A 6,000-nucleotide genomic window follows, 5' to 3' on the forward strand; every position below is an offset into this window, starting at 1 on the left:
CATAAACGCCCGAGTCTAGCTGCGTGGGGGGACAACTGCGGAGGCTTGGCCAAGGCGGCTACGTTAGCTGCCCGCCTCAGAAGCTGTTTGACCGCAACTTCTGCTCGGCACGTCGGCTGGGAGAAGGCTTACCCCCCGAAACGTTGCTGAATTTCTTCTTGGGGCGCTCAAAATGGTTTCAGGACTGCTGCTTCAAAAGGGCCGCCCGGCGCTCATTCAATTCCAGGCCGAGGGATCATAGAGGCAATCGCTATCAGGCCGATTGCCGCTAACGACCAAGCCAACACATGAAATGTCCATGATGGCGGGGTCCGCATATCGCCCCCCTTCGAGATCTCCTGCTCCAGAACAGCAAGCGCTCTGTTTTGCCGGGCGGCAGTTGAGCTAGATCAACGAACAGGCAGAAACTGGGAAAAACTGGTAACGCCAATGCTGGGCGTTCGCGGCGGCATTAGCGTTATCCCGAGCGTTCGCAAGTGCGAAGACGGGAGAAAGTGGCAATGGGTTGAACCGTAGCCTAGTTCAACCAGACTAATTGGTACCGGGATTTTTGCATCATCCCCACCCCGGGGCTGGAACGCCGCCGTCCGCGATACATTTAAGCGGGCGGAGTTTTTGCTTCTGTTTGTACATGAGGAGCGGCCCCGGCGCTTGGGGCTGGCAGAAACGCCGGGGCCGTCCACATGCTCGGCCGCCGCCGTTCGCACCCATATCACTATGTCGGGAAAGATAGGCAAGAACGGGATGTCTTAATTTGCTTCTGCGCATCTAAGGAACACCGCATGCAGGCGAGCCAGAGCTGACACGTTTTGTTCTTTTACAACCGACAAAGCACATTCAGTGTGCGCGTAGAGAACCAAAGAAGATCGAACGGGGGTTTGTTATCGCTTGGCTGGCTCTGTCTTCAAGAGCCGCACATACGTGCCGCTCTCATGCAGCTCGAGCCAACCGCGCTCGACCGCCGCCTTGAGGCCGGCGCCGAACTCGGGGCCGGTTGCTTTCAGCGTGTAGAGGAACGACGCGTTGATGTTCTCGATATGGATGCGGCCGTCTTGCACAGGCTCGATGCCGGCGGCGATCTCGACGAGCTTGCGGGCTGCGGCTTCCGGGTTGGCGAAGGGACGTTCGGCGGTGAGCTTCATGGATCGATGAGGCGGTGGGCAACGCGGATGTGGGAATCAAGAGTTGGGTTCGTGATTACCTCGCCGCAGAAGCAGCGTGCAGTCCCCTCTGGGCGCTGTGTCGGCAGCGGAAGTGCTAGCCGGTGCATCCGGTCTTTCCAATCGGTCCAATCACGCTGGCGACGCCACGTCTCGAAGTCTGCCTCGGTGCGTGTGGCGGCCAGCTCCTGCCACGCTGCTTGGAAACTCGTGCGGGCTTCGTCAAACGTCTCGGCAATCCCGCAGCGGCCCTCACCCGGATCAGTGCCGGGATAGAAGCCGCAGGACCAACTCCACTGCGGGGCCGAGTTCGGGACACCGGCGCGGCGACCGATGACACCGACACGGAGGTCGCTGCTGTAGATCAGCCATGTCTCGCGATGTGGATCGTCCTTGCTGCGGCGGCGGGTGAGGGCGGGCATGCCACGATCAAAGCGGCGCACGACCTTGCTGGCAAATTATCAATCCCTCGTGGATTAGAGCGCCGCAAGACCACCGTCAGTCGTGGCTGTGAATAGGTAAACGCGTCGGAGATTTCCAGCGAGTGTCTGCTGTGTGCGCGAACCTCGGGCGGAGGTCAAAAAAAATACCTCGGGGCTCACGTCTGCTTAATCCCCAACAGCGGCACGAGAGCAGACATTCCGGGACCGCCGCTTTGGGCCAGAAGCGGACATATCAGCCTATTCGATCACTTCGTCCACACGCAGCAAGAACTGTTCGGAAACCTTTACACCGAGAGCCCTCGCCGTTGTGAGATTGAGGACCAGCTCGAATTTCGTCGGCTGTTCGACCGGCATATCGGCCGGTTTCGCGCCATGCAGAATTCGATGCACGTAATCACCTGCACGGCGAAAAAGGTCCACGTAGCTTGGCCCATAGGACATGAGTCCCCCCGTTTCGACAAAATCACGGGTGCTGTAGATCATGGGCAATCGGGTGCTGAGCGCAAAGGTAAGAATACGATTGAAGTTGGCAACGATGAGTTGATCGACCACGATATAAAGCGCGTCCGCCTGGGAGTTTAGTTTCTCGAAGGCAGGAGCAATGTCCTGTCTACCCCTAATTTCAATAGGAGTGACGTCGATCTTAAGTTCGCGCGCCGCTGCTTCCGTATCACTCATCTCCAGAACTGTCTGGGCATTGCCACCGTTGAAGAAAATAGCCAACCGACGTAGCTGCGGTATAAGTTCGCGCAATATTTCCAGGCGCTTCCCAGCAAGGTTGGTGGCCTGCAACGATAATCCGGTCACGTTGCCGCCTGGATTCGCCAGGCTCGAGACAAGGCCGCTACGGATCGGATCGATCGCCACGGCAAATACGATAGGGATGACACTGGTTGCCTGCCTTACGCTGGGAACAGCGCTTCCGACGGTAACGATGACGTCCACTTTTCGGTGGACAAATTCCTCCGCAATCTCAACGTAACGCTCGGTGCGTCCTTCCGACCATCGATATTCGATTGTGACCGTTTGGCCGTCTATCCAGCCAAGCTCGCGCAAGCGCGCCGTGAAGGAAGCAACCCACGGCGCGAACAAAGTTGGATTCGCGCCGAGAAATCCTATCGTCGGCAGCCTGCTAGCCTGTTGAGCGCCCACTGCCGTCGGCCTGACCACCGCACCGGCGGCGGCGGCCATGAAATCGCGCCGCTTCATGCCACCCCCCTTGCCAGGGATATTATGCGATTTCATCAAGACCAAAGGAAGTAGGGAATGAACGGCCAGTTTCGTCCGCCTTGGGTCAAAAAGCGAAGAACTCAATGTGAGCAAATCTCGTCCGCTTGACCCCCGTGTCCGAACCTCGACGAGGCGCGCGGATACTTTGCTGATGGGCCAATCGCAGAGCGATCGGTGCGGCCACTGCGTCCGACAGCCATCAGTGTCAAGGTTACGTTGCCGGTTTGATCGCTCTAAGGCTGCTTCTCGAAAGTTCGCATCGAGCCTACGGATGTGAGCCATGGCTGCGCGGAGCGAGACCACCACTGAGTATGGGGGACGATCTGGTCGCGTTGACGAATGGAGCCCACGCGGATGGCGTAAATCTTGGGGCCTGCTCCGAGCGCCGTCGCGTAGACATGCGTTCCACATTCCGGGCAAAACGCTTGTGGCCTCTTATTGCCGCTCTCGGCGGTCTTGACGTAGATTTTCGGCTGGCCCGAGAGCAACCTGAAAGTGTCTTCCCGCGTGAAGGCGTGCACGCGGAATGCAGAGCCGGAAAACGTCTGGCAGTCGGTGCATTGCAGAGCAGGGTCTTGTCCGGCTCGATCTCGGCCTCAAAGGTGATGTATCCGCAGTGACAACGCCCGTCGATTTTCATTTTAATCCTCCGCAGCGCGTTCGTGCGCAAGCTCATGCTACCCTGCTCATGGTCTCGGTGTGCATGTTTGCGAACCGAATTCGCAAAATCCCGTTCCACTGACCGGCGAGGCGTGCGGAGTCGTCGCAGAAGGGCCATCACCGGCCTCATGCGCCGCTGCAAACCCTATCTCTATTCGATCACCTCGTCGGCGCGGGCGAGCAATGAGGCAGGTACCTTGCAAGGGGGCGCAGCTCTGCGTGGAACGTGGACTTTGCGCTCTCGTTTGGCACGGCCAGAACAATGGCGACGCGGTAGAGCACTCCGATTGCTCGGAGGCGGTGCTTGGCGTTGCACTCGAAACCCGGACGGCATGATTTTGATTTCCACTGTTCGGAATGAGACGGGCAGGGAAACCGAAGGCATCTGTCGTCTTGGCTTCCGGTGCCGGCGGTCCGTCAGCTAGCCGCCGTGGAGACGGGACCGGAGCGATGCTCCTAAGCTGCCGCTTCGGTCTCGTCGGCAGAGCCGCATTCAAAGTGTAGCCGCGTAGTACCGGTCTAGAGGTCCTCGCGAACGCCCCGAAAGAATGGGTGCCTGACTTTGCCTTGCGCGGACTTTGCCCGGTACTCGACCTCGGCCAGAAGCTCGGGCTCGACCCAGATACCCTTGCGCGCAATCCGCTTGGTGTAGGGCTGTGTCTTGCGGATCAGCAGCGTCAGCCGCTTGCGCAGATCGGCAGCGGATGCCTTGTCGAAGCCGTGATCGACCTTGCCCGCATAGATCAGATTCTCGCCCTGGCGGCGGCCGACATAGATGCCGTCCCATTTGTTGCCGTCAAGGGCGAAGCCCGCGATCACCAGCGTCTCCCTCTGCACGCAGGTTTTTTTAACCCAATTATTGCCTCGACCGGACGTGTAGACGCTGTCGCGCACCTTCGAGACCACGCCCTCGAGCCCGACCTTGCAGGCGTGCGCATACATATCCTTGCCGTCGACTTCGAAGCTCTCGCTGTACTGCACGTCGGTGCTGTGGATAATTTTCCTCAGGTGCAACTTGCGCTCCATCAGCGGCAGCTTCCGCAGATCGCGGCCGTTTAGATAGAGCAGATCAAACGCGACCAGAACGATCTTGGACGATTTGCCCTTCAGTTCGTTTTGCAGCACTGTGAAGTCCGTGGTTCCATCCTTTGAAGGCACCACGACCTCGCCGTCGATGATCGCCGATCCGGCGCCGATGTGCCATGCATCGTGGGCGATCTTTTGCAAGCGCTTGGTCCAGTCGTTACCGCGCCGGGTGTAAATCTTAACCGCCTCATTAGCGATGTGCACCTGCACCCGGTATCCGTCGAATTTGATCTCGTGTGTCCAGCGAGCGCCGCTTGGGACCTTCTCGACGGAAGTCGCCAGCGCGGGTTCGATGAAGCCGGGAAACGGAGCCTTAGTGCCGATGGCCGCCGGTTTCTTGCGCTGGAACGCCAATGACAACTCCCCCACACCTAGATGCATAAGGAACCTAGCAGATGCGGCAGCGTTCCGCTTCTAGAAGGAGATCGTCGTGGCGAAGACAGCGGAAGGACACAGCGCCCGGCGGTGAAGAAGGCCGTCAAAAAAGGTCGGCAAAGAAGGTCGAGCGCCGGTGAGCGCTCGGAGCGACGGGAGAACCAGCGTGCCAAAGGAAAACGACTTGGAAGGCGTCCAAGATCAGGGAGGAAAACACGGCGGGCAAGCCGGTATGTCGAAGCCCACGCCACGCCCTCGCCAAACAGAACGCGACGCGGATACCGCCTCGCCGGACCGGAAGAGAGGCGCTCGCTCTGAGAGGTCCGACGAGTGATCTGCATCGGGGTAGCGGTTCAACTCACCATGGTTTTGCCCTGGGCGCCCGGTCCCCCTGGTGGATGCCTCTTGCATCAATCTTCATGACCAACAGAGTACAAATCATCGCTCCCTCACCGAACTCGTGAGGGCTATTGAGCGGCACGCCGCCCTTTATCCGTCAGCTCGTACATCTGTTCATTCTTCGCGTTCTGGCAAGGTCCATTGACGCTCCTTGCTCCCAGTGGATCGTCGTGCGAAGCAGACGTCCCCGGGGGCTGGCGACACCGGAGCCGCCCGCTTTTTCGAGCGCAGCGCAGCGTCACCATTTTGGGAAAGAGTGGCAACCGGGAAGCATCTATGGGTAGCCCTGGTGGGCACCAGCCAGCGCATGACACCGATCACTCAGAGGGGAGCAAATCCATCGCGAATTGCGAGCAGTGGCCGCACGAGACAAGGTCCTTTGTATCTGGGCTTCATGAGGAACGGCCCCGGCGCTGAGGCTGGCAGAAACGCCGGAGCCGTCCACCCGCCGACGGCGCCCATCGAAGTCACTGTATCGGGAAAAGTAAGCAGGTACGAGACAGCGCCCGTGCCCTAATCTGCGTCAGTTTCGTCTGATTTGTTTTTCGGAGCTTCGGCCTATGCGTATCTCGATATGCACCGCTCACGGCTCGGTCGATGAGCACGAGGCCCGCCTGTTCACGCTGGCGGGCCTTTCTGCTTTGGAG

At 59.3% G+C, this 6,000-nt stretch carries 5 protein-coding genes; all 5 read right to left on the reverse strand.

Annotation, left to right across the window (positions count from 1 at the left end):
• Positions 1–881: 881 nt before the first annotated feature.
• The 5 genes from Q3C01_RS12410 to ligD all read right to left on the reverse strand — a co-directional run bounded on the left by Q3C01_RS12410 (position 882) and on the right by ligD (position 4,933).
• Entirely contained in the window at positions 882–1,142 is a 261-nt protein-coding gene (locus tag Q3C01_RS12410) for a hypothetical protein (RefSeq protein ID WP_458145603.1), read from the reverse strand.
• Positions 1,139–1,582, reverse strand: a complete 444-nt coding sequence (locus Q3C01_RS12415; protein WP_458145604.1) for a hypothetical protein — start codon at positions 1,580–1,582, stop codon at positions 1,139–1,141. Before Q3C01_RS12415 ends, Q3C01_RS12410 begins: the two co-directional genes overlap by 4 nt.
• Before the next feature lie 258 nt (positions 1,583–1,840).
• Complete coding sequence (locus tag Q3C01_RS12420; protein WP_458145605.1) at positions 1,841–2,812, reverse strand: ABC transporter substrate-binding protein; 972 nt, start codon at positions 2,810–2,812, stop codon at positions 1,841–1,843.
• 254 nt (positions 2,813–3,066) lie between these two features.
• Complete coding sequence (locus tag Q3C01_RS12425; protein ID WP_458145606.1) at positions 3,067–3,354, reverse strand: GFA family protein; 288 nt, start codon at positions 3,352–3,354, stop codon at positions 3,067–3,069.
• Between the two features lie 658 nt (positions 3,355–4,012).
• A complete protein-coding gene (gene ligD / locus Q3C01_RS12430) occupies positions 4,013–4,933 on the reverse strand; it encodes a non-homologous end-joining DNA ligase (protein WP_458145607.1) in 921 nt (306 codons plus the stop codon).
• Positions 4,934–6,000 lie beyond the last annotated feature (1,067 nt).

This window comes from Bradyrhizobium sp. UFLA05-109 (assembly GCF_054185165.1).

What these genes read in the sequence shown, in the direction of transcription:
- Q3C01_RS12410 (WP_458145603.1), bottom strand. Translation starts at nt 1,142, where the DNA reads ATGAAGCTCACCGCCGAACGTCCCTTCGCCAACCCGGAAGCCGCAGCC.
- Q3C01_RS12415 (WP_458145604.1), bottom strand. Translation starts at nt 1,582, where the DNA reads ATGCCCGCCCTCACCCGCCGCCGCAGCAAGGACGATCCACATCGCGAG.
- Q3C01_RS12420 (WP_458145605.1), bottom strand. Translation starts at nt 2,812, where the DNA reads ATGAAGCGGCGCGATTTCATGGCCGCCGCCGCCGGTGCGGTGGTCAGG.